Source organism: Rhizobium sp. 01N447_2, from assembly GCF_056399245.1.
The window spans coordinates 42,671-66,206 of record NZ_JBFTQY010000010.1 but is presented as its reverse complement, the minus strand read 5'-3'; the positions used below and the strand labels follow the sequence as shown (position 1 = coordinate 66,206).

The window sequence follows — 23,536 nt, the reverse complement described above, 5'->3', positions numbered from 1 at the left end:
TCGTTATGAGGAAGTGAGCCCGAGCACGTCGAGCATGGAATAGAGACCCGGCTTCTTGTCGCGCGCCCAAAGCGCCGCCTTGATGGCGCCGCGCGCAAATATCGAGCGATCGGCCGCACTGTGCGACAGGGTGACGATTTCACCCTCGCCGGCAAAAAGCACGGAATGTTCGCCGATGACGGAGCCGCCGCGCAGCGTCGCAAAGCCGATCGTGCCCGCTTCTCGGGCGCCGGTATGGCCGTCGCGCACCCGGACCGACTTCGAGGCAAGATCGATGCCGCGCCCCTTTGCMGCGGCCTCGCCGAAAAGAAGGGCGGTGCCGGACGGCGCATCCACCTTGTGCTTATGATGCATTTCCAGGATCTCGATATCCCAGTCATCAGGATCAAGCGCACGCGCTGCTTGCTCGGCGAGCACACTGAGCAGATTGACCCCGAGGCTCATATTGCCCGACTTGACGATGCGGGCATGGCGGGCCGCTGCGGCGATCCTGGCATTGTCGTCGTCCGAACAGCCCGTCGTGCCGATGACATGGACGATGCGGGCCTGCGCGGCGAGGCCTGAGAATTCCACTGTTGCAGCAGGCGAGGTGAAGTCGAGCACGCCTTCGGCATCGAGAAAAGCGTTGAGCGGATCGTCGCCGATAACGACACCGGTCGGGCCGAGACCGGCGATCTCGCCGGCATCCTTGCCGACGAAGGGCGAGCCGGTGCGCTCGATCGCGGCATGCAGCGTGACGCCTTCGATGGAATGGATGAGCCGGATCAGCGTCTGCCCCATGCGTCCGGCTGCGCCAACCACCACCAGTTTCATCGCAGCATCGCCCATGTCAGTCTCACCAGGTCAGTTTGAATCGGAGGCCGAAGGCCTCTGCAGGTTGTTGAGGCGAGCGTAAAGACCGTCGCTGACCTTCGCAAGCGTCTCGTGATTACCTTCCTCGACGACACGACCCTGCTGCATGACGACGATCTTGTCGGCGCGCACCACGGTCGAAAGCCGGTGGGCGATGACGACGACGGTGCGTCCGCTCATCGCTTCATCGAGCGCCTTCTGCACGGCTGCCTCGGATTCGGTGTCGAGGGCGGAGGTCGCCTCGTCGAGAAGCAGGATCGGCGCATTGCGTACCAGGGCGCGCGCGATCGATAACCGCTGGCGCTGGCCGCCCGAAAGCGTCACGCCGTTTTCGCCGACCGGCGTCTCGTAACCTTGCGGCTGTGCTGAGATGAAGTCATGCGCATAGGCAAGCCGCGCCGCCTCTTCCACCTCGGCATCGGTCGCTTCCGGCCGGCCATAGCGGATATTGTCGCGGATCGTACCCTCGAACAGATAGGGCTGCTGCGAGACATAGGCGAGCTGCTGGCGCAGCGACTTCTTGGTGATGTGGGCGATATCCTGTCCGTCGATTAGGATTTCGCCCTCGCGCGGATCGTAAAAACGCGGAATGAGGCTGATGACGGTGGATTTACCGGCGCCGGAGGGCCCGACCAGCGCCGTGGTCGCGCCGCCCTCGGCGGTGAAACTGACGCCGCTGAGTACGCTCTCATTGCCGTAGGCGAAGGAAACATTGCGGAATTCGATCCTTGCCTGCGTCACCGTCAGCGGCCGGGCATCCGGCAGGTCGCGCTGGCGCGGTTCCATGTCGAGCAGTTCATAGATCATCCGCGCATTGACGACGGCGCGCTCCATCTGCACCTGCAGGCGGGCAAGCCGGCGGGCCGGGTCATAGGCAAGCAGCAGCGCCGTGACGAAGGAGAAGAAGGCGCCGGGTGGCACATTGAAGTATATCGAGCGGTAGGCGGCATAGGCAAGCACGCTGGCGACGGCAAAACCCGCGAAACTTTCCGTCAGAGGAGAGGTGCGCTCGGAAAGTCGGGCAATCCGGTTGGCCCGGCTTTCGGCGCCTTTGATGAGCTTGTTGACCTTGCGCTCCAGCTCTTCTTCCATCGTGAAGGCTTTCACGATAGCGATGCCCTGGATCGTCTCCTGCATGGCGCCGAGAACGTGGCTGTTCAGATGCACGGCCTCGCGAGTCGCCGAGCGCAGCCGCTTCGAAACATAGCGCAGCGCATAAAGCAGCGGCGGCGCCATGATGAACACGGCAAGGCTGAGCAACGGATCCTGAAGGATCATCACGGCGAGCAGCGAAACGAAAGTCAGCAGGTCGCGCACTGTCGAGGTGATCGTCAGGTTGAGCACGTCGCGAATGCCGCTGACATTCTGGCTCACCTGCGCGGCGATATGGGCAGAGCGCGCCTCGCTGAAGAAGCCGACCGAAAGCGTCATCAGATGCGCATAGAGCCGGCGCTGGTAGCGGGCGACGATATCGTTGCCGACCTTGGAAAGCGCCACCGCCTGGCCATAGCTCGCAAAACCGCGCAGCACGAAGGCGATAAAGATCGAAAGACAGATGATCCAGACGACGTCGGCGCGCCGATTGGCGAAGGCCTCGTCGATGATCGCCCGCATGATCCAGGCGGTGAACGCCGTCGAAAGCGCCACCACGATGAGGCAGGCGATCGCAAAGACATAGCCCCACAGATGATCGCGGCCGTTTTCAGCGATGATTCGCTTCAGGATGCCGGTTACGGTATCGCTGCTGACGCCCTGCGTTCTGCTTTCCGCCGCTTCCAAATAGGATTTCCTGTCTCGGACCAAGCGCCCCGCGATGACGACGCGCACTTTTGCCGGGGTCTATAAAGAGTTGGGACTGGTTTGGCTAGAGCGCCGCGCGTCCGCCAGGACGCGCCAAGAACGCTGTATTTCTTTGCGCGCCAGGCTTAACGCCGCCAGCGGCGGCCTTCCGTCGAGACGCCGAAATTCGCCGGCATGCGCGCATAGGAGGAAAGCCCGGCAAGCGCTGCCAACGGATGTGTCACCACATAGGTCGGGATGGTCCGAAGCAGCGCCGTATGCGGCGCCTTGTCCTCGAAGGCGATGCGGAATTCCGGCTTCTTCAGCGCCGGGATGATCTTCTGCGAGATGCCGCCTGAGAGATAGACGCCGCCGCGCGCCATGAACACCATCGCCATGTCGCCCGCCACGCGGCCGAGATAGGTGGCAAACAGCGAGACGGTCTCTATGGCTGCCTTGTCGCTGCCGGCAAGCGCGTGCGAAGTGATGTCGGCGGGATCCTTCATCGTCGGCTGGATGCCGTCGACAATGCAGATGGCATGGTAGAGATTGACGAGGCCGCGCCCGCAGAGGATCTGCTCGGCCGAAACGCGGCCTTCGATCGTCTCGATATGCGGGAAGATTTGATAGTCGCGCTTGCTGCGCGGCCCGAGATCGACATGGCCGCCTTCGCCGGGAACCGGGATCCAGCTGTGCTGGGCATGCACGAGCCCGCCGACGCCGAGGCCGGTGCCCGGTCCGAGCACGACGCGGGAGGCAATCATGTCGCCGGTGGCGTCGCCGATGCGTTCGCGGTTTTCATCCGAAAGGGCGGCGATTGCCAGCGCCTGCGCCTCGAAATCGTTGACGACGAGCACATCCTCCATGCCGAGGCCCTCGATCATCGTCTTTGGCCGCACCACCCAGTCGCAATTGGTCAGCGGGATCTCGTCGTCATTGATCGGGCCGGCGACGGCGAGGATCGCCGAGCGCGGCTGCACGGCGGTCTTGTCGAGCACGCCATGCTGGATCGCTTCGTCGATCGTGGCGAAATCCGCCGTGCGCACGTTCGGGAACTGTTTCGGCTCGGCATAGGCATCGGTGAGGATGGAGAAACGGGCATTCGTGCCGCCGATATCGCCGATCAGGATCGGGAAAGGCAGCGGAGCGGTGCTGTTGTTCAGTTTTGGCATGGCCGGTTCCGTGCTGATCAGGCTTCGAGTGTGGGAAGAAGTTTTTTAGCGGTCGCGTGGTTGAGCGCCATCGGAATATCATAGACGATCGCCAGCCGCATCAATGCCTTCACGTCGACATCGTGCGGCATCGGCGTCAAGGGGTCGACGAAGAAGATCAGGGCGTCGACCTCGCCGGTCGAAATCAGCGCGCCGATCTGCTGGTCGCCGCCGAGCGGCCCGCTTTTTAACCTCGTGACGTGGAGATCGGGGGCGGCGTCGAGCACGCGCCCGCCAGTGGTGCCGGTGGCGACGATCTTCCATCGGGAGAGAAAATCCCGGTTGGCGCGGGCGAAATCCGCCATGTCGTCCTTCTTCTGGTCATGCGCAATCAATGCAAGGCATCTGCCGCCGGCCATCAACCCCTCCGCCCGAGCAATTCAATCGATTTGATGGCTTCTATACCAAGAGTTTGCGATTTGAAAGACAACGCACCCCGGGCCTTGCTCATTGTATCGCCGGTTTGTCGTTCGGAACCGGGCCGACATCGGGTAAAGCGCCATCGGCGTCGGCGGCAGGCGCTGCGGCCGGAGCGGCGGTCAGCGCGCTTGCGGCGGAAGGTCCGCCATAGGTGGCGGCCTGCATCGAGGCGACGGAAGCAGCATCGAGCACGGCGCCGCAGGCCTTCGGCAGGTCGGAGACCATCATCTCGCGCGGCGGCTTCGGCGGCTTGGCGCCGGGCTTCGGCGGTTTCGGCGGTGCCCAGGGCGCCGGCGTGAACCACCAGGCGAGCGACTTGTCACAGCCGTCGCCGGCAGCGACGGCGGCCTGCGGCGTGCATCCCGCAGCACCGGGCGGGCACTTGATGCGGATGTGGAAATGCGAGTCGTGGCCGTATTCCGGCCGGAGCTTGCCGAGATTGGTGCGGTCGCCGGTCCAGGTGTCGCACATCTTCTTCTTGATCGCCGGATTGACGAAGATGCGCTCCACCTCGGGATAGCTTGCCGCCAGCATCAGCAGCCGCGCGCGCGATTGCGTCCAGACCTTGGGGTCGACAGTCAGGAACTTGTCCTTTTGCAGCATGGTGGTGAAGGGCAGATCCTCGCGCTCCTCGGCCGTCATGCGGCGCGCGGGCATCGGCGTAAACCAGACGTCGGCATCGAGGCCGATCTGGTGCGAGGCATGGCCATTGAACATCGGCCCGCCGCGCGGCTGCGCAATGTCGCCGACGAGAATGCCCGGCCAGCCGGCATATTTGACCCCGTCCTCAGAAAGACGCTCGAGCAGCGAGATCATCGCCGGATTGCCCCAGCGGCGATTGCGCGAAAGCCGCATCGCCTCCCAGGTCGGCCCGTCGGTCGGCAGCGCCACCGCACCCGTCATGCAGCCCTTCGCGTAAAAGCCGATCGGTTGCGCCGGTCCCTGCGTCGGCAGGCTGACGGCGCCGAACTGCCCCTTGGCACTGCCCGGGCTCGGCGTCTTCTGCTCCGCACCGACGTCACCGGCGGCAAGGCTTGCGCCGATTGCGCCGGCAAGCGTCAGTTTGCCGAATGTCCTGAAAGCCTGAGCGAAGCCGAAAGCCATACTGTTCCCTTGAACCGCTGCCGAAGTGATTTGCGATCGAACCTATCGTGAAAAGCGATTTTGGTGAATCGATGTTTTGGCTGGCGGTGGGAGAAGAAGGCGGTGACGGATCGCCGCAGCGGCTCAGATACTGGCGACGATCTCCGCGGTTTTCCGGATGCGCGCCAGCCGCGGCAGGATGTACCGGCAGGAAAAATCATGCATCTCAGGCGAAAAGCTGGTCATCGCATCCTCGGCGGCGATGACGGCATAGTTATGCGCGAAGGCATCGCGTATGGTCGATTCGACGCCGAAATTGGTGGCGACGCCGGCAAGGATCACCGTCCTGATACCGCGGCGGCGCAGCTGCAGATCCATCTCGGTGCCGTAAAAGGCGCTCCAGTGATGCTTGACGATATGGACATCGGCGGCAAGGGCCGCAATCTCCGGCGGCACGGCAAGAGCTGCGGCCGGCAGGCCGCCTTCCGGAAAGTGCAGCGTCTCATCGGCCGGTTGGTTGACAGCATCGGCATAGTCCGGGGAGAATCCGACGGTGACGAGGATGATCGTTCCGCCGGCCGCCTTCAGGCTGGTGGCCATGGCGGCGGTGTTTTCGACCACCTGCTGGCCGGAATGGGGCGCCAGCGCCCGGCCAAGGACGAGGCCTTGCAGATCGATGGAAATGAACGCGGTGGTTTTGGGATCGTAAAGCGGCATGAAAGGGCTCCATAAAATATGAGGATATCCTCACAATGAGAAATATGAGGGATGCCTCACAAAAATCAAGCCCCGAGCCGCAGACCCGTCTCCCGAAACGCCAGCGCGGCCATGAGCGGGTCGCCGTCCTGCTCGAAGCCGCGGCAAAGGTCTTCCTCGAAAAGGGCTACGATGCCGCAACGATGACCGAGATCGCCGCCGCCGCCAACTCTTCGATCGGCTCGCTCTATCAGTTCTTTCCAACGAAGCTGCTTCTCGCCGAGGCGCTGCATATCGACCGGCTGCAGCATTTCAACGCGGCACTGGCCGCACTCGAGGACGAATCCGCGGGAAAAACTGCCGCCGAGATCGGCGATGCCGTCTTCACGAGGCTCGGACGCTTCATCGAGGAGTTCCCGGAATTTCCAGTTCTGGCGGCCAGACGCGACATTCCCAAGGAACGCAAGGCACGCTCGCGCACCGAAATGCGGGCCAGCATCGTCGCCTTGCTGAGGAAGGCCAACCCTTCGGTGGAGCCCGATGTCGATCTGCTTGCGGCCCTCATATTGGAGCTTCTGCGCATCGTCGTTGCCGCCGCCTATGATCCCGACAGCGCCGGCGACCCGCGCCTTGTAACAGAGTTGCGCCGCATGTTGCGAAGGCGGCTCGAAGAGGCGACGCCTTGACACGGACCTGAGGGTCAAAATTTGGCGCGCCCGGCAAAAACCAAACTCTCTCCTGTTTTTCGCCTGTATTTTTCGTATTGTCGAACCCATCAATAATCAGGGGAAAGCGTGAATGGCGGCTCTGTGGTCGAAGATCGGTTTGTTTCTATCGCTTGCGGGCGCTCTGGCGCCAATACCGGCAACGGGTCAGGACCAGCCCTTTCAGATCGGGAGCTCGGTCATCAGCGAGATGAAGTACAAGCCGGGCTTTGCGCATTTCGACTACGTCAATCCCGATGCACCGAAAGGCGGAGACCTGCGCCTCTCCGCAAGCGGCGCCTTCGACAGCTTCAACCCGCTGCTTGCCAAAGGTCAGACGGCAGTGGGCTTGACGCTCGTTTACGACACGCTGATGAAGCCCGCCGACGACGAGCTCCTCGTCTCCTACGGTCTGCTTGCCGAGGGACTGTCTTTTCCCGCCGACGTCTCGAGCGCGACCTTCCGCTTGCGCAAGGAAGCGAAATGGGCGGATGGTCAGCCGGTAACGCCCGAGGACGTCATCTTCAGTCTGGATAAGACGAAGGAATTAAACCCCCTCACGGGTAACTATTACCGCCACGTGGTGAAAGCCGAAAAGACCGGCGATCGCGACGTCACCTTCACCTTCGATGAGAAGAACAATCGGGAGCTCCCGAATATTCTTGGCCAGTTGGTGGTCGTGCCGAAACATTGGTGGGAGGGGCAGGGACCGGACGGCAAGCCACGCGATATCTCAAAGACGACCCTCGAGCCCGTGATGGGTTCGGGACCTTACAAGATTGCTTCCTTCTCGCCCGGCGCGACAATCCGCTATGAATTGCGTGACGACTATTGGGGCAAGGACCTCAATGTGAATGTCGGCCAGAACAATTTCCGCAACGTCAACTACACCTATTTCGGTGATCGGGATGTCGAGTTCGAAGCGTTTCGCGCCGGCAACAGCGACTACTGGCAGGAAACCACGGCTGCCCGTTGGGCGACGGGATATGATTTTCCCGCAGTGAAGGAAGGACGTGTCAAAAAAGAGGAGGTTGCAAACCCGCTGCGCGCCACCGGCATCATGCAGGCTCTCGTGCCCAACATGCGACGTGACCTCTTCAAGGACATCAGGGTCCGCGAGGCGCTGAACTACGGTCTGGATTTTGAGGAGCTGAACCGTACCGTTGCCTTTAATAGTTACAAACGCATCGACAGCTATTTCTGGAACACCGAACTCGCCTCCTCCGGCCTTCCGCAGGGCAGAGAGCTGGAAATTCTGCAGGGCATGAAGGATAAGGTTCCGCCCGAAGTCTTCACCACGCCCTATACCAATCCCGTCGGCGGCGATCAGCAGAAGAGCCGCGATAACCTCCGCAAGGCGATCGCGCTTTTCAAAGAAGCCGGCTGGGAGCTCAAGGGCAATCGCATGGTCAATACCAAGACCGGCCAGCCGATGAGTTTCGAGATCCTGTTGTCGAGCCCCATGTTGGAGCGCTGGGCGGTGCCTTATGCCAACAATCTTAGGAAAATCGGCATCGATGCGCGGATCCGGACAGTCGATGCGTCGCAATCTGTCAATCGTGAACGCAGCTTCGACTACGATATGATCTGGAATGTCTGGGCGGAGACCATGAATCCGGGCAACGAACAAGCCGACTATTGGGGATCTGGTTCGGTCAATCAGCAGGGTTCCCGCAATTATGCCGGCATAGCCAACCAAGCCGTTGATGAGCTCATTCGCATGATTATCTTCGCGCCGAACCGCGACGAGCAGATCGCAGCAATCAAGGCCATGGATCGGGTCTTGCTTGCAAATCACTATGTCATCCCGCTGTTCTACCGCGATACTTATAACATCACCTATTGGAACACGGTCACGCATCCGGCCGAGTTTCCGGCCTACAGCCTTGGCTTCCCCGATGCTTGGTGGTCGACCTCGGCAAAATGAGCGGGCTTGCAATGCAGGAGCCCTCGGCTCCAAATGGCACGAGCGAATCACGACAAGCCGGCAGGGCCGGCAAGGGAAGGCTGGCGGATTGAGCGGCATGAGACTGGACGGCAGGCAGACAGGAAAAACATTCCCGGAGGCTGAAGGCTGATGGGCGCCTATATTCTTCGCCGCCTGCTTCTAATGATCCCGACCATTGTCGGCATCATGGCGATTTCCTTCATCGTCATCCAGTTCGCGCCCGGCGGTCCCGTCGAGCAGGTGATCGCCCAATTGACCGGTCAGGCCGATAGTGCCGACCAGCGCCTGTCCGGCGGCGGCGATCTTCTCGGCGGCACTGGCAGCGATGAAGGCTCGAAATATCGCGGTGCCCAGGGGCTTGACCCGGAACTGATTGCCAAGCTCGAAAAACAGTTCGGCTTCGACAAGCCGCCGCTGACCCGTTTTGGCGAGATGATGTGGAATTACAGCCGCTTCGATTTCGGCGAGAGCTTCTTCCGCAACACCTCCGTGCTCGAACTCATCAAGGAGAAGCTGCCGGTGTCGATCTCGCTCGGCATCTGGATCTTGATCTTCTCCTATGCCATCTCCATCCCGCTCGGCATCCGCAAGGCAGTCAAGGATGGATCGACCTTCGACGTCTGGACGTCGGGCGTCATCGTCGTCGGCTATGCCGTACCGAGCTTCCTCTTCGGCATTCTCCTGATCGTGCTTTTCGCCGGTGGTTCCTTTTACGACTGGTTTCCGCTGCGCGGCCTGGTCTCCGACAATTTCGATCAGCTGGCCTGGTGGCAGAAGCCGCTCGACTATTTCTGGCACCTCACCTTGCCGCTGATCTCGCTTTCCCTGTCCGCCTTCGCGACGACAACGCTTTTGACCAAGAACTCCTTCATCGAGGAGATCAAGAAGCAATATGTCGTCACCGCCCGCGCCAAGGGCCTGAACCAGCGGCAAGTGCTCTACGGCCATGTCTTCCGCAACGCCATGCTGATCATCATTGCCGGTTTTCCCGGCGCCTTCATTTCCGCTTTCTTCACCGGCTCGCTGCTGATCGAAAACATCTTCTCGCTCGATGGCCTCGGTCGTCTCGGCTATCTCTCGGTCATCAACCGGGATTACCCGATCGTCTTCGCCACGCTCTACATCTTCTCGCTGCTGGGCCTCGTCGTCAGCCTGGTTTCCGACCTGATCTACACCTGGATCGATCCGCGCATCGATTTCGAGCGGAGGGATGTCTGATGGACGCCGCCGCAAATCCTGCCGTCGCAACACCCGTCAAACCGCCGCGCAAGGGCCTGCTCTCGCCGACCAACATTCGCCGCTGGCAGAATTTCCGCGCGAACGGCCGCGGCTACTGGTCGCTGTGGCTGTTCATGCTGCTGTTTATCCTCAGCCTGTTTGCCGAGTTCATCGCCAACGACCGGCCCATCATCGCCTCCTACAAGGGCGAGGTCCTGTTTCCGGTCCTCATCGACTATCCCGAGGAGAAGTTCGGCGGCTTCCTCGCCGAAACCGACTATCGCTCCTCGGTCATTGCGGATGAAATCAATGCCAATGGCTGGATGATCTGGCCGCCGATCCGCTATTCCTATCGCTCGGTCAATTCCAACATTCCGCATTCGGCGCCGACTGCCCCCTTCTGGCTGATGACGAAGGAGGAGCGTTGCGCCGGTTATCCGCAAGGGGTGAACGATCCGGACTGCACTCCCGGTAATCTCAACTGGCTCGGCACCGACGACCAGGCGCGCGACGTGTTGGCGCGCGTCATCTACGGTTTCCGCATATCGGTGCTCTTCGGCCTGGTGCTGACCATCTGCTCGGCTGTTATAGGCGTGACGGCGGGTGCGGTGCAGGGTTATTTCGGCGGCTGGACCGACCTGCTGCTGCAGCGCTTCATCGAGATCTGGTCGTCGATGCCCGTACTCTACATCCTGCTGATCATCGCCGCACTCCTGCCGCCCGGCTTCTTCGTGCTGCTCGGCATCATGCTGCTCTTCTCCTGGGTCGGCTTCGTCGGCATCGTGCGCGCCGAATTCCTGCGCGCCCGCAATTTGGAATATGTCCGCGCCGCCCGCGCGCTCGGCGTCAACAATCGCACCATCATGTGGCGCCACCTGCTGCCGAACGCCATGGTCGCGACACTGACCTTCCTGCCTTTCATCCTCTCTGGTTCGATCACGACGCTGACATCGCTCGATTTCCTCGGCTTCGGCATGCCGCCAGGCTCCCCCTCGCTCGGTGAGATGATCGCGCAGGGCAAGACCAATCTGCAGGCGCCATGGCTCGGCCTGACGGCCTTCTTCGCCATGTCGATCATGCTTTCCCTGCTGATCTTCATCGGCGAAGCCGTGCGTGATGCCTTCGATCCGAGGAAGACGTTTCAATGAGTGACATGACAGAACCGCTGCTTTCCGTCCGCGATCTCTCGGTTGCCTTTCATCAGGGTGGCGAAACCTCGCTCGCCGTCGATCACATCTCCTTCGATATCGCCAAAGGCGAGGTCGTGGCGCTCGTCGGCGAATCCGGCTCCGGCAAGTCGGTTTCGGCCAACTCGATCCTTCGGCTTTTGCCTTATCCCTCGGCAAGCCATCCCTCCGGCGAAATCCTGTTCAAGGGTAAGGACCTCTTGAAGGCGTCGGAGCGGGAACTGCGTGAAGTGCGCGGCAACGACATCACCATGATCTTCCAGGAGCCGATGACCTCGCTCAATCCGCTTCATACGATCGAGAAGCAGATCGCCGAGATCCTCGCCCTCCACCAAGGCCTCACCGGCCAGCCGGCGCGTGAGCGCGTGCTGGAATTGCTGAACCAGGTCGGCATCCGCGAGCCGGAGAAGCGGTTGAAAGCCTATCCGCACGAACTCTCCGGCGGCCAGCGCCAGCGCGTCATGATCGCCATGGCGCTCGCCAACCGGCCGGAATTGCTGATCGCCGACGAGCCGACCACCGCCCTCGACGTCACCGTACAGGCGCAGATCCTCGAATTGCTCCGGCAGTTAAAGGCCGTACACGGCATGTCGATGCTGTTCATCACTCATGATCTCGGCATCGTGCGCAAATTCGCCGATCGCGTCTGCGTCATGACCAAGGGCAGGATCGTCGAAACCGGAGCCGTCGAGGACGTCTTCTCCAATCCGAAGCACGATTATACCCGGCACCTTCTTGCCTCCGAACCGCGCGGCGAGCCGCCGCTGGTCGATCCGTCGAAACCGATGGTGATGGAAGGTTCGGATATCCGCGTCTGGTTCCCGATCAAGGCTGGGCTGATGCGTCGCGTCGTCGATCACGTCAAGGCGGTCGACGGCATCGATCTTTCGCTACGCGCCGGCCAGACGCTCGGCGTCGTCGGCGAGTCCGGCTCCGGCAAGACCACGCTCGGCCTGGCGCTTACACGGCTGATTTCCTCGCAAGGACGGATCGCCTTTGTCGGCAAGGATATAGCCGGCTATTCGTTCAGCGAGATGCGGCCGTTGCGCAATCAGCTTCAGGTCGTCTTCCAGGATCCCTATGGCTCGCTGAGCCCCCGCATGTCGGTCGGCGATATCGTCGCCGAAGGGCTGAAGGTGCATGAGCGCTCCCTGACTGCTGAAGAACGCGACCAGCGCGTCTGCTGGGCGTTGGAAGAGGTGGGTCTTGATCCGCTGACCCGCTGGCGTTATCCGCACGAATTCTCCGGCGGCCAGCGCCAGCGCATTGCCATTGCCCGCGCCATGGTGCTGAAGCCGCGCTTCGTCATGCTTGACGAGCCGACCTCCGCACTCGACATGAGCGTCCAGGCCCAGGTGGTCGATTTGCTGCGCGATCTGCAGAAGAAGCACGACCTTGCCTATCTCTTCATCAGCCACGACCTGAAAGTGGTGAAGGCGCTCGCCAACGACGTCATCGTCATGCGTTTCGGCAAGGTGGTGGAACAGGGTCCGTCAGCCGACATCTTCCGCGCGCCGAAGGACGATTACACCAGGGCGCTGATGGCCGCCGCTTTCAACATCGAGGCGGTGCCGACGCCCGCCGTGCAGCAATAAAGAAGATCATGCCCGCAAGCCCTCCCGTTCTCGTCGATATCAAGTTCAATCACGAAGGCGTCGCCCGCGTGCTGAAGACGGCCTTTGCCGACCGCGGCAGCATCAATCTCGCCGATCCGGCCAATCAGGCACGCGATCTCCGCGCGGTCGAATACGCGCTTCTCTGGAAGCCGGATGCTGACCTTTTCGCGCGGGCGCCGAACCTGAAAGTGATCTTTTCGGGTGGCGCCGGCGTTGACCATATCATCGGCATGGCCGGCCTGCCCGAGATCCCGATCGTCCGCTTCGTCGACCGCAGCTTGACGACGCGCATGAGCGAATGGGTGGTCATGCAATGCCTGATGCATCTGCGCGGGCAATACGCCCATGACAGCCACCAGCGCCAGCGTGAGTGGGCCAAGCTGATCGCGCCGGAGGCGGCGGAAGTGACGGTCGGTGTCATGGGCCTCGGCATTCTCGGGCAGGATGCGGTCGCCAAGCTGAGAGTCATGGGTTTCAATGTCATCGGCTGGTCGCGCAGCCGCAAGCAGATCGACGGTATCGAAACCTTCGACGCCAGCGCATTGGACAGCTTTCTCGCAAGGACCGACATCCTCGTCGGCCTGCTGCCGCTGACGCCTGAAACATCGGGATTCTATAACGCCGAGCTGTTTGCGAAGCTGCGTCGTAACGGCGCGCTCGGGCAGCCGGTTTTCATCAATGCCGGCCGCGGTAAGAGCCAGGTCGAGGCCGATATCGCCTCCGCCATTCGTGACGGTACCCTTGGCGGCGCTTCCCTCGATGTCTTCGAGGCGGAGCCGCTTGCATCAGACAACCCATTGTGGGACTTGCAGAACGTCTTCCTTACGCCGCACGACGCGGCCGTTTCCGAAGAAAACGCGCTGTTCCGGCATGTCGAGACGCAGATCGCCCGTTTCGAGCGCGGCGAGCCGCTGCAATTCGTGGTCGACCGCGCCGCCGGCTATTGAGCTTTCGGAACCTTCCAGACAGCCACCCGTTTCCTTTGCGGAAATTCTTCACAGCCGGATCGGCCGGTCAAGACAGCGGAAGGAGACGATGATGGCGCATCAGACGGAAACACGCTGGGAAAAGTCCGATGGCAAGCTTCACAAGGAAGAGATGATCCCGCCGGTGAAGGCAAGGCAGGGACGCACGGGTTATCGCATCCTGACGGTGCTGATCGTTGCGCTGGTGCTTGCCTTCGTGGTCTGGATACCGGTCGAGATTTGGGGCAAGCGCGAGGCGAACGAGGTGGCACCGCAGCAGCCCGGCCAGCAGCTTCAGTCGCAGCAGCCTGCTCCGGCCGCCGCGCCGGCGCTACAGAACGGTACTGCCGTTCCAACCGAAACGCCGAACAGCACGCCGGCCGCTCCGAATGTGGCGCCCGCAACGCCGGCCCAATAATCGTGAGCAAAACCATGTTCCCGTCCCGCCGCCACACTGCGGCGGGACGTTCATTGTTTTGTCTGGACTTTAGCCGCCGATTTTTCGATAAGAAGGCACACGAGCCGGTTTCGTGCGCCGGCTGGGAACTTGGCAGTACCCGGGAATTTGGCAGCACCTGACCGGAGTGGACAGGGGCGGGAGTTTCATGGCCAGGACCGATATCGCAAGACGCGTCTACAATCACGCCTGGAAACTCGATCCGATCATTCGCAGCCTGATCGATACCGACTTCTACAAGCTTTTGATGCTGCAGATGATCTGGAAGCTCTATCCGGACGTGAACGCGTCCTTCACCCTGATTAACCGCACCAAGCGCGTGCGTCTGGCCGACGAGCTCGATGAAGGCGAATTGCGCGAGCAGCTCGATCATGCCCGCACGCTGAGGCTCTCCAAGAAGGAGATGATCTGGCTGGCGGGTAACAGCTTCTATGGTCGCGCCCAGATCTTCGAACCGGAATTCCTCGCCTGGCTTTCCAATTTCCAGCTGCCCGAATACGAGCTGTCGAAGAAGGACGGGCAATATGTGCTGGATTTCCACGGATCGTGGAAGGAAACCACCATGTGGGAAATCCCGGCGCTTGCCATCGTCAACGAGCTGCGGTCGCGCTCGGCGATGAAGGCGCTCGGCCCCTTCACCCTCGATGTGCTCTATGCCCGCGCCAAGGCGAAGATGTGGTCGAAGGTCGAACGGCTAAAGGAATTGCCGGGCCTGCGCATCTCCGATTTCGGCACCCGCCGCCGCCACAGTTTCCTCTGGCAGCGCTGGTGCGTCGAAGCGCTGAAGGAAGGCATCGGCCCGGCCTTTGCCGGTACCAGCAACGTATTGCTGGCGATGGATTCCGATCTCGAGGCCGTCGGCACCAATGCCCACGAGCTGCCGATGGTGGCCGCCGCCCTTGCCGAAACCGACGAGCAGTTGCGCAACGCGCCCTACAAGATCCTGCGCGACTGGAACAAGCTCTATGGCGGCAACCTTCTGATCGTGCTGCCTGACGCCTTCGGCACCGCCGCCTTTCTGCGCGACGCGCCGGAATGGGTCGCCGACTGGACCGGCTTCCGCCCGGACAGTGCCCCGCCGATCGAAGGCGGCGAAAAGATTATCGACTGGTGGAAGAAGATGGGCCGCGATCCGCGCCAGAAGCTGCTGATCTTCTCCGACGGCCTCGATGTCGACGCCATCATCGATACCTACCGGCATTTCGAAGGCCGCGTGCGCATGAGCTTCGGCTGGGGCACGAACCTGACGAATGATTTTTCCGGCTGCGCGCCGATCGAGATCTCCGGCCTCAACCCGATCTCCGTCGTCTGCAAGGTCAGCGACGCCAACGGCCGTCCGGCAGTGAAGCTCTCCGACAATCCGCAGAAGGCGACCGGTGAACCGGCCGAGGTCGAACGCTACCTGAAATTCTTCGGCGCCGAGGACAGGGTCGATCAGACCGTTCTGGTGTAGGTCTGGGGCAAGGCGCCGCCATCCCGGGGCATATTGATGTGCCCCGCCATCGCATCTTCGATCGACCAACCGAAGCGCCAGGCATCGAACATCGAGTACCATTCCTGGAAGTCGGTTATCGGCAGGATATCCGGCTTCGACATCGGATTGTCGGCTAGGCTGCGGCCACGGGCACGGTCCCGTGCGCCACGCTCCTGCATCTCAAGCAGATTCTCGAACATCATGACCCCCGTCTTTATCCCGATTTATGCAATCATGCTAATAAAGCGTTGTCGAGTCCGGATGCGATAATTCGAGTTTTTCACAGGATTAACCCCAATTCGCTAGCCCAGGGATGATCAGGTCGCAACCGGCCCGGGGTCATCTCAATCAGACAAGCAGAGCATGACGGCGTCCGAGAGCCGCTCATGCGCTTCGTCATCACGCTCACCGAGCACCCGTGACGGGGAGGCTCGGCTTCYTGGCTGGGGTCCGCCGCCGAGCCTCCCGGCTGGCCGACCTTGAACAGGCCGCCAGCGCCGACACGTTGCCGCTTTCCGGCAAGGGCGATCCAACCGAGATGATATCGAAGGCTAACAGCCGGTTAATATCCACCGGCCTCGTCCCGATCCCGCACAATCCCGCAATGCGTGCTGTCGCTATCCGCTCGGGTTTTCAGGCTGCCAATCTGCGAAACCGGGTTCTGATCCGGTCGAGATAATAATGGCCGGGAGACGGCGCCACCGTCATCGCATGCGCTTCCGAGGAGGGAACGCCTTCGAACAGACGTTCCTCGCCATTCTTGAAACAAATCCTGAGCCGTCCGTCTTCCTGGCTGAAATAGACGGATTTGATGATCTTCGACGTTACCGAAAGTTCTTCCACCTGTTTTACCTCTGTTTTTTAGTTTGGCAGACGGTAAACCCAAACGTGCAAAGACGCGGTGAAGCCGCATGGTAAAAATTCAGGAATCTTTCGACGTTTAAAACCTCGTAGCGTCATCGGAGCGACGGGTCGAGAGCCTCGAACATACGCTTGCGAGCGGGGCATTTCGTTGCTCCGTCTCGCACACGTCCGCCGCAGCAAAGGCCTGTTTCCGCTATTTGGTCGGGAACTCGAAATAAGATCAAACCCGATCAGATTTCGCCAATCCGGCAGAGAAGGCCGTCAGCAAGGCCTTTCCTGGGATCCAGTCCTCAAGGCCGCTTTGCCCGTTGATATGGCCGAAAGGTCCGATCGCGACAAGACCGCTGCCCCACAGATCCGCTCGCGCATGGGCATGGTCGAGCGTGCCGAAGGGATCATCGGCGCTTGCGATAATCAGAGTGGGGAAGCGTATTTTTTGCGATGGCGGATTTGCGAATGCGGCCGCCTCCTCAGGAAATGAATCGGACTGCGGATCTGGAACCGCCACAAGAAATGCTCCGGCAACGGCAAGCGAAGAAACCTGCTGCCAATGAGCAACCAGCAGACAGGCAAGGCTATGGGCGACCAGCAGGGGAGGGGTCGCCGATGCGCCGACGGCGCGTTCCAGAGCTGAAACCCAGTCTGCCAAGTCGGGCTTTTCCCAACTAGCCGGTTGGAAACGCCGCATGTCCGGGTTCGACCTTTCCCAGCGTGTTTGCCAATGAGTCTCGCCCGAACCACCAATTCCCGGCAATATGATGATGTCCTTCATGTGTTTTCCTTTGATCATCCGCGCAGGTGAAAATGATGCATTTTCATTTGCTTCGGAATGAATGATCATCGGAAAACCGCATCCCTCTCCGATGATATTAAGGTGATCCCATGGCTTTTCAGGAAAACAATCGGGTACTGCTCGATCCAACCGATATCGCCATTATCGAAGCGATGCAGGAAAATGGACGCATTGCGATTTCCGAACTCGGTCGACGGGTCGGGCTCTCTCAGCCGGCAGCATCAGAACGGGTCAAGCGGCTGGAAGATCGCGGCATCATTGTCGGTTACGCCGCCCGGATAGACCCCACCGCTTTGGGAATTGGAATGACGGCTGTGCTTCGCTTGCGCACGACGCATGAGCATATCAAGGCCTGTCTGAAACAGTTCGCGGAGATGCCGCAAGTCATGGAAGTATTGCGCCTCACCGGAGAGGACTGTTTTCTCTTGAAGGTGCTGGTTCCGTCGCCTGGAGAACTGGAAACGATCGTCGACACGATTGCGCGATTTGGGGCTGTGACGACATCTCTGGTATTGCGCAGCGAGAATCCGAAACCGATTGGACGCGCCCTGCTGCAACGCCCTTGAGAATAACAAAGCTTCCGCGTCCCGATCGAGATGCGGTTTGAATCAATATTGAAAAAGAGGGTATGGCGGACAGGGTGGGATTCGAACCCACGGTACGCTTTCACGTACACACGCGTTCCAGGCGTGCGCCTTAAACCACTCGGCCACCTGTCCTTTTTTGGCGTTCGCGCCCGGATAGGAGCAAATCGTCGGAACGGCGCGATATATACCGATGAATTTTTGTCGATCAACCGAAATCTAACAGTTTTTTGACTTCTTCCGATAAAACTCGCCTCGGCCACTCCATTGTGCTTCACCTCATCGACGACTATGTAATTCTCTAAGGTGGAGAATGGCGCGGCCGGCCGGAATTGTCCGGCATATTGAGCGTCGGAGGAATTGATGCGTTTCCTGTTGCGTCTGGCGAGTCTTGTCGCGCTTGCGGCGGCCGTGATTGCCGGGACCATCGATTCGATCCAATCGGTTGCGGCGTCCTCTGTGGTGATGACGCCGATCTCCGATGCCTGGCAGGATGTGAGCCCGACAACCCTGACGTCGCTGCAATCCTCCCTTTCCTATTATATCCACCCGCGTTTCTACACCTTCATCTTCCAGTGGCTGATGCTCCAGCCGGCCTTTGCCGTTTTCCTGGTGATCGCGCTGCTTCTGTGGATGATCGGCTACAAGAAGCCGCCAGTGGCGGGTCGCTTCACCGCATAGCAAGGTGGTTCTGCCAACACGATCCGGCGAGAAATCCGGGTGGGCATCGCCCGCTCTTCTATCTCTATATTTGCCGCCGGATTGGCTAGAAAATCCGCATTCCCATGCGAGGAATGTCCAAAAATCAGCCCCGAAGAGCTGATTTTCGGCAATCGCTGCAAATCTTTACCAGCTGAAAAATTTCTGGTGAATTTTTCTGTGAGCCATGCAAGGATGCGCGCAGCCAGGCCTCCGGGGGGAGGTCGGTGGTTCCGCAGACATGCCCGAAAAGGGCTTGCGGGAGGACCCCTAACGAATAGCAACAACAGGGCTGCACAATGAAAAAATCCCTTCTCACTCTCTTTGCCGTGGCTGCCATGTCGACGACGGCGCTTGCTGCCGATGTCAAGCCGGCGCTGGTTTACGGCACCGGCGGGAAGTTCGATAAGTCCTTCAACGAGGCGGCCTACAACGGTGCCGAGAAGTTCAAGGCCGAGACCGGCATTGCCTATCGCGACTTCGAGCCGACGGGCGACACCCAGGGCGAACAGGCCATCCGCAACTTCGCCAGCCGCGGTTTCAATCCGGTGGTTGCCGTTTCCTTCGCCTGGACTTCGGCCATCGAGAAGGTTGCAGCCGAATTCCCGGATACCAAGTTCATCATCGTTGACTCCGTCGTCGACAAGCCGAACGTCCGCTCGGTTGTCTACAAGGAAGAAGAAGGCTCCTACCTCGTCGGCGTTCTCGCCGGCATGGCGTCGAAGTCAGGCAAGGTCGGCTTCGTCGGCGGCATGGACATTCCGCTGATCCGTAAGTTCGAATGCGGCTACGAGCAGGGCGCACGCTCCGTCAAGGCCGATATCGAAGTCTTCCAGAACATGACCGGCACGACGGGCGCTGCCTGGAACGACCCGGTCCGCGGCGGCGAGCTCACCAAGAACCAGATCGACCAGGGCGCTGACGTCGTTTATGCGGCAGCCGGTGCCACCGGTCTCGGCGTTCTGCAGACGGCCGCTGACAACAAGAAGCTGTCGATCGGCGTCGACTCCAACCAGAATTATCTGCATCCGGGCTCGGTCCTGACCTCGATGGTCAAGCGCGTCGACCTCGCCGTCTACAACGCCTACAACGACACCAAGAACGACAAGTTCACCGGCGGCGTCCAGGCGCTCGGCGTCAAGGAAGACGGTGTTGGCGCCGCGATCGATGAGCACAACAAGTCGCTGATCACGCCGGAAATGCAGGCTGCCGTCGACAAGGCCAAGGCCGACATCATCGCGGGAACCATCAAGGTTCACGATTACACCTCGGACAACGCTTGCCCGAAGTGATCCGCGCCCGAATGTGATCGACGATTGAGATCGGGCGTATGGCGGAGGGGATTTTCGCCATACGCCCTTTTCTTATTTGGAGCCTGCAGTGACAGATAAGCCCGCTATCGAGCTTGTCGGCATCGACAAGAAATTCGGTGCCGTCCACGCCAACAAGGACATCAACCTTACCGTTGCCAGGGGGACGATCCACGGCATCATCGGCGAAAACGGCGCCGGCAAATCGACCTTGATGTCGATCATCTATGGTTTCTACCATGCCGACAGCGGCGAGATCCGCGTCAACGGCAATCCCGTCACCATCCGTGACAGCCAGGCGGCGATCGCCACCGGCATCGGCATGGTGCACCAGCATTTCATGCTGGTCGATAATTTCACGGTGCTCGAAAACATCATGCTTGGCGCCGAAGGCGGCATGCTGCTTGCGAGGGGCGTCGCCTCGGCCCGTGCCGAGCTCAAGCGGCTGGAAACGGAATATGGCCTGGAGGTCGATCCCGACGCGCTGATCGAGGAATTGCCGGTCGGCCTGCAGCAGCGTGTGGAGATCCTGAAAGCCATGTATCGCGGCGCCGAGATCCTGATCCTCGACGAGCCCACAGGCGTTTTGACGCCGGCGGAAGCCGATCACCTTTTCCGCATTCTCAAGGTGCTGCGCGACCAGGGCAAGACGATCATCCTCATCACCCACAAGCTGCGCGAGATCATGGCGATCACCGATACCGTCTCGGTTATGCGCCGCGGCGAAATGGTCGCGACCCGCAAGACGTCGGAGACGACGGTGGAGGAACTCGCCGAACTGATGGTCGGCCGCCGCGTGCTGCTGCGCGTGCAGAAGGGCGAGGCGAACCCTGGGGCCGCCGTGCTGTCCGTCCGCAACCTCACGGTCAAGGACAATCGCGGCGTCACCATGGTCGACAATGTCTCTTTCGACGTGCGCGCCGGTGAGATCGTCGGCATCGCCGGTGTCGCCGGCAATGGCCAGTCCGAATTGCTGGAGGCGATTGCCGGCATCCGCAAGCCGACCTCCGGCGAAATCCTGCTCGACGGCCAGACGATCGACAAAGCCGATCCCGCCCGCCTGCGTGATCTCGGCCTCGCTCATATTCCAGAGGACCGCCACCATATGGGCCTGGTGCTGAAATTCGAGGAATATGAAAATTCCGTGCTCGGTTACCATCGCCACCCGGCCTACAGCAAAGGCCCGCTGCTCGATCTCGAAGCGATCCGCAAGGATGCGATGGAGAAGATCGAGAAATACGACATCCGCCCGCCGAACCCGCGGCTGAAGACGGCGAATTTCTCCGGCGGCAACCAGCAGAAGATCGTCGTCGCCCGCGAGATCGAACGCGATCCGAAGATGCTGATCATCGGCCAGCCGACACGCGGCGTCGATATCGGCGCCATCGAATTCATCCACCGCCGGATCATCGAGATGCGCGACGCAGGCAAGGCGATCCTGCTCGTCTCCGTCGAACTCGATGAGATCCGCTCCCTTTCAGACCGTATCCTTGTCATGTTTGCCGGCCATGTCGTCGGCGAGAAGACGCCCGATGCCGGTGAACAGACCCTCGGCCTGATGATGGCCGGCATTGCCGCATGAGGCCTTTATGAGCACTGCTTCCGTTCCGCTACCAAATTGGATCAATTACGGCCTCATCCCGATTTTGAACCTCATCGTCGCCTTCCTGATCTCCGGCTTCGTCGTCTGGTTGATCGGCGAGAGCCCGCTTGATGCGCTGTCGCTGCTGATCCAGGGCGCGCTCGGCAATGGCGAAGGCATCGGCTTCACGCTGTATTACGCGACGAGCTTCATCTTCACCGGTCTCTCCGTCGCGGTGGCGATCCATGCCGGCCTTTTCAACATCGGCTCGGAAGGCCAGGCCTATGTCGGCGGCCTCGGCTGCGCGCTGGTGGCGCTGGCGCTCGACCGCTACGTGCCGTGGTATGTAACGATGCCGATCGCCGTCGTCGGCGCCGGCCTATTCGGCGCAGCCTGGGCCTTCATCCCGGCCTTCCTGCAGGCAAAACGCGGCAGCCACATCGTCATCACGACGATCATGTTCAACTATATCGGCGCAGCGCTCATGGTGTATCTCCTGGTGCATGTGCTGATCGTGCCGGGCAAAATGGCGCCGGAAACCCGCACCTTCCTCGAAGGCGGCCAATTGCCGAAGCTCGGCTGGGTCATGCAGCTGTTCGGCGCAAAGCTGGGGGCTGCCCCGTTCAACGTCTCCTTCATCATTGCGCTCGTCGTCAGCTACCTCGTCTGGTTGCTCATCTGGCGCACCAAGCTCGGTTTCGAGATGCGCACGCTGGGCGTCAGCCCGACGGCGGCGGCCTATGCCGGCATCCCCTATGCCCGCACGGTGATCATCGCCATGCTGCTCTCCGGCGCGCTCGCCGGCATGATGGCGCTGAACCCTGTCATGGGCTCGTCGGCCCGTCTGCAGGTGGAGTTCGTCGGTGGTGCCGGCTTCGTCGGCATCGCCGTCTCGCTGATGGGCCGCAACCATCCGCTCGGCATCATCGTGGCGGCGATCCTCTTCGGTATTCTCTACCAGGGCGGCGACTGGATTTCCTTCGAAATGCCGAACATCACCCGCGAGATGATCCTCGTCATCCAGGGTCTGGTGATCCTCTTTGCCGGCGCGCTGGAATATATGTTCCGGCCGGCGATGGTGCGCCTCTACCAACAGTTCAAGCGCGGTTAAGGAGCGGGCGATGGATTATTATGACATCTTCATCAGCGTTCTGAGCTCGACCATCCGCCTGTCGATCCCGCTGATCTTCACCGCCCTTGCCGGTCTGTTCTCGGAACGCGCCGGCATCTTCGATATCGGCCTCGAAGGCAAGATGCTGGGCTCGGCCTTCGCCGCCGCCTGCGTTGCCTATCTCACCGATTCGGCCTGGCTCGGCCTCGGTGCCGGCATCCTCTGTTCGGTGGCGCTGAGCCTGGTGCATGGCTTTGCCTCGATCACCAATCGCGGCAACCAGATTGTGTCAGGCGTCGCGATCAACTTCTTCATCGCCGGCATCACCATCGTGCTCGGTCAGGCCTGGTTCGGCCAGGGCGGACGCACGCCGCAGCTGTCGCCGGAGTCGCGCTTCGCGCCGATCATCCTGCCAGGCGCCGATGCCGCCCGCGAGATACCGATCATCGGCCCGATCTATGCCAATGTCATATCGGGCAACAATGTCCTCACCTATCTCGCCTTTCTCGCCGTGCCGTTTTCCTGGTGGGTGCTTTACCGCACACGCTTCGGCCTGCGGCTGCGCGCCGTCGGCGAAAACCCGGGTGCGGTCGATACGGCCGGCATCTCGGTCGCCTGGCTGCGTTACCGCGCCGTCATGTGTGCCGGCATTCTCTGCGGCTTTGCCGGCACCTATCTGGCAATCGCCCAGTCCGCCGCCTTCATCAAGGACATGTCGGCCGGCAAGGGCTATATCGCGCTTGCCGCTCTCGTCTTTGCCAAGTGGAAGCCGGTACCTGTCATGTTTGCCTGCCTGCTCTTCGGCTTCCTCGATGCGCTGGCAAATTTCATGCAGGGAAAGCAGGTGCCGCTGATCGGCGAAGTGCCGGTTCAGGTCTTCCAGGCGCTGCCCTATGTTCTGACCTGTGTCCTGCTTGCCGGCTTCATCGGCGTTGCGACCCCGCCAAAAGCTGGTGGCGTGCCCTATACGAAGGAGCGTTGAT

General features: G+C 61.0%; 23 protein-coding genes and 1 tRNA gene. 14 read left to right on the top strand and 10 right to left on the bottom strand.

The window, feature by feature from the left end:
* Window positions 1-3: 3 nt before the first annotated feature.
* The 6 genes from dapB to AC1ECN_RS08270 form a co-directional block, all read right to left on the bottom strand.
* Entirely contained in the window at window positions 4-828 is an 825-nt protein-coding gene (dapB, locus tag AC1ECN_RS08295; protein WP_075225228.1) for a 4-hydroxy-tetrahydrodipicolinate reductase, read from the bottom strand.
* Window positions 829-843: 15 nt separating this feature from the next.
* Window positions 844-2,631, bottom strand: a complete 1,788-nt coding sequence (locus tag AC1ECN_RS08290) for an ABC transporter ATP-binding protein (RefSeq protein WP_018482161.1) — start codon at window positions 2,629-2,631, stop codon at window positions 844-846.
* Window positions 2,632-2,777: 146 nt separating this feature from the next.
* On the bottom strand, window positions 2,778-3,803 hold the full coding sequence (locus AC1ECN_RS08285) for a glucokinase (protein ID WP_018482160.1): 1,026 nt from the start codon (window positions 3,801-3,803) through the stop codon (window positions 2,778-2,780).
* 17 nt (window positions 3,804-3,820) lie between these two features.
* Window positions 3,821-4,201 (bottom strand): methylglyoxal synthase, encoded by a 381-nt coding sequence (locus tag AC1ECN_RS08280; protein WP_130673364.1) that lies wholly within the window; start codon window positions 4,199-4,201, stop codon window positions 3,821-3,823.
* 88 nt (window positions 4,202-4,289) lie between these two features.
* A complete protein-coding gene (gene mepA / locus AC1ECN_RS08275) occupies window positions 4,290-5,366 on the bottom strand; it encodes a penicillin-insensitive murein endopeptidase (protein WP_130673365.1) in 1,077 nt (358 codons plus the stop codon).
* Window positions 5,367-5,489: 123 nt separating this feature from the next.
* Window positions 5,490-6,062, bottom strand: coding sequence for a hydrolase (locus AC1ECN_RS08270; protein ID WP_130673366.1), 573 nt, complete (start codon window positions 6,060-6,062; stop codon window positions 5,490-5,492).
* A gap of 35 nt (window positions 6,063-6,097) precedes the next feature.
* Here AC1ECN_RS08270 and AC1ECN_RS08265 point away from each other — a divergent pair, with 35 nt between their 5' ends.
* From AC1ECN_RS08265 to pncB, 8 genes are all read left to right on the top strand, one after another.
* Window positions 6,098-6,727, top strand: coding sequence for a TetR/AcrR family transcriptional regulator (locus tag AC1ECN_RS08265; RefSeq protein WP_130673367.1), 630 nt, complete (start codon window positions 6,098-6,100; stop codon window positions 6,725-6,727).
* Between the two features lie 112 nt (window positions 6,728-6,839).
* Entirely contained in the window at window positions 6,840-8,672 is a 1,833-nt protein-coding gene (locus AC1ECN_RS08260; RefSeq protein ID WP_130673368.1) for an extracellular solute-binding protein, read from the top strand.
* Between the two features lie 150 nt (window positions 8,673-8,822).
* On the top strand, window positions 8,823-9,911 hold the full coding sequence (locus AC1ECN_RS08255; RefSeq protein WP_018070343.1) for a microcin C ABC transporter permease YejB: 1,089 nt from the start codon (window positions 8,823-8,825) through the stop codon (window positions 9,909-9,911).
* Entirely contained in the window at window positions 9,911-11,059 is a 1,149-nt protein-coding gene (locus AC1ECN_RS08250) for an ABC transporter permease (protein ID WP_130673369.1), read from the top strand. The genes AC1ECN_RS08255 and AC1ECN_RS08250 overlap by 1 nt, the downstream gene beginning before the upstream one ends.
* The gene (locus AC1ECN_RS08245) at window positions 11,056-12,693 is read left to right on the top strand and encodes an ABC transporter ATP-binding protein (protein ID WP_130673370.1); all 1,638 of its coding nucleotides are present in this window, start codon (window positions 11,056-11,058) and stop codon (window positions 12,691-12,693) included. Before AC1ECN_RS08250 ends, AC1ECN_RS08245 begins: the two co-directional genes overlap by 4 nt.
* A gap of 8 nt (window positions 12,694-12,701) precedes the next feature.
* Window positions 12,702-13,661: a 2-hydroxyacid dehydrogenase gene (locus AC1ECN_RS08240; protein ID WP_130725926.1), complete on the top strand. Its 960-nt coding sequence runs from the start codon at window positions 12,702-12,704 to the stop codon at window positions 13,659-13,661.
* A gap of 88 nt (window positions 13,662-13,749) precedes the next feature.
* Window positions 13,750-14,097, top strand: a complete 348-nt coding sequence (locus tag AC1ECN_RS08235) for a hypothetical protein (protein WP_018070339.1) — start codon at window positions 13,750-13,752, stop codon at window positions 14,095-14,097.
* 187 nt (window positions 14,098-14,284) lie between these two features.
* The gene (pncB, locus tag AC1ECN_RS08230; RefSeq protein WP_024323203.1) at window positions 14,285-15,589 is read left to right on the top strand and encodes a nicotinate phosphoribosyltransferase; all 1,305 of its coding nucleotides are present in this window, start codon (window positions 14,285-14,287) and stop codon (window positions 15,587-15,589) included.
* Here the strand turns inward: pncB and AC1ECN_RS08225 are convergent.
* The 3 genes from AC1ECN_RS08225 to AC1ECN_RS08215 form a co-directional block, all read right to left on the bottom strand.
* A complete protein-coding gene (locus AC1ECN_RS08225) occupies window positions 15,571-15,810 on the bottom strand; it encodes a CrpP-related protein (protein WP_024323204.1) in 240 nt (79 codons plus the stop codon). The two genes, pncB and AC1ECN_RS08225, sit on opposite strands and share 19 nt — an antisense overlap.
* Window positions 15,811-16,243: 433 nt before the next feature.
* Window positions 16,244-16,453 carry a KTSC domain-containing protein gene (locus AC1ECN_RS08220; protein ID WP_018070336.1) on the bottom strand — a complete coding sequence of 70 codons (210 nt, stop codon included), beginning with the start codon at window positions 16,451-16,453 and terminating at the stop codon, window positions 16,244-16,246.
* A 241-nt stretch (window positions 16,454-16,694) separates the two neighbouring features.
* Entirely contained in the window at window positions 16,695-17,315 is a 621-nt protein-coding gene (locus tag AC1ECN_RS08215; RefSeq protein WP_130673373.1) for an RBBP9/YdeN family alpha/beta hydrolase, read from the bottom strand.
* A 41-nt stretch (window positions 17,316-17,356) separates the two neighbouring features.
* Between AC1ECN_RS08215 and AC1ECN_RS08210 the strand changes: the two genes are divergently transcribed.
* Window positions 17,357-17,833, top strand: a complete 477-nt coding sequence (locus AC1ECN_RS08210; protein WP_130673374.1) for an Lrp/AsnC family transcriptional regulator — start codon at window positions 17,357-17,359, stop codon at window positions 17,831-17,833.
* Between the two features lie 63 nt (window positions 17,834-17,896).
* Here AC1ECN_RS08210 and AC1ECN_RS08205 read toward each other — a convergent pair.
* Window positions 17,897-17,986, bottom strand: a tRNA-Ser gene (locus AC1ECN_RS08205).
* A gap of 228 nt (window positions 17,987-18,214) precedes the next feature.
* On the opposite strand from AC1ECN_RS08205, the gene AC1ECN_RS08200 reads away from it, so the two are divergent.
* The 5 genes from AC1ECN_RS08200 (at window position 18,215) to AC1ECN_RS08180 (ending at window position 23,535) form a co-directional block, all read left to right on the top strand.
* Window positions 18,215-18,532, top strand: coding sequence for a hypothetical protein (locus AC1ECN_RS08200; protein WP_018070333.1), 318 nt, complete (start codon window positions 18,215-18,217; stop codon window positions 18,530-18,532).
* 317 nt (window positions 18,533-18,849) lie between these two features.
* Complete coding sequence (locus AC1ECN_RS08195; RefSeq protein ID WP_018070332.1) at window positions 18,850-19,842, top strand: BMP family lipoprotein; 993 nt, start codon at window positions 18,850-18,852, stop codon at window positions 19,840-19,842.
* 88 nt (window positions 19,843-19,930) lie between these two features.
* A complete protein-coding gene (locus tag AC1ECN_RS08190) occupies window positions 19,931-21,442 on the top strand; it encodes an ABC transporter ATP-binding protein (RefSeq protein ID WP_024323206.1) in 1,512 nt (503 codons plus the stop codon).
* Window positions 21,443-21,449: 7 nt separating this feature from the next.
* Window positions 21,450-22,553 (top strand): ABC transporter permease, encoded by a 1,104-nt coding sequence (locus AC1ECN_RS08185; RefSeq protein ID WP_130673375.1) that lies wholly within the window; start codon window positions 21,450-21,452, stop codon window positions 22,551-22,553.
* 10 nt (window positions 22,554-22,563) lie between these two features.
* Window positions 22,564-23,535, top strand: coding sequence for an ABC transporter permease (locus AC1ECN_RS08180; protein WP_018070329.1), 972 nt, complete (start codon window positions 22,564-22,566; stop codon window positions 23,533-23,535).
* Window position 23,536: the final 1 nt, after the last annotated feature.